Source organism: Vibrio sp. 11986-1-5, assembly GCF_963878025.1.
GTDB lineage: Bacteria > Pseudomonadota > Gammaproteobacteria > Enterobacterales > Vibrionaceae > Vibrio > Vibrio injensis.
Window position 1 is genome coordinate 1 of sequence record NZ_CAWNVW010000036.1, and the last position, 390, is coordinate 390.

The 390-nt window shown below is 53.8% G+C and carries 1 protein-coding gene; it reads right to left on the reverse strand.

The annotated features are described in order from the left end of the window. On the reverse strand, positions 1–390 hold a 390-nt coding region (locus AACS00_RS09920; protein ID WP_181397672.1), incomplete at both ends, for a PLP-dependent transferase.

Consider the following 390-nt stretch of genomic DNA (forward strand, 5'->3'; position numbering starts at 1 on the left):
TCCTTAGGCATTGCCGCATGAGACATCGTTGCCGGATAGGACAAAATCGATTCCACGGCGCCAAGGCTGACAGCGAAGACTGGGAGTGACACATTCTCGACTAACTTCTTAACGGCCTCTTTGCTTTCAAGCTCAAAAGATAGCACGGCGCCCGCTCCCGTTGACTGGCTTTTATGGGTTTCAGCGCCGGGATGATCAGCCAGTCCCGGATAATACACGCGCTTGACCGCCGGGTGCTTCTGGAAAAATTCCGCAAGCCGCTGAGCTGTTTGACTCGCTTTCTCTAAACGGACCTGCAATGTTTTTAATCCGCGCAGGACAAGCCAGCAATCTTGCACGCCAAGGACGGCGCCGAACGCGTTTTGTAGCTTATACAGCTGCTTCCCAAGC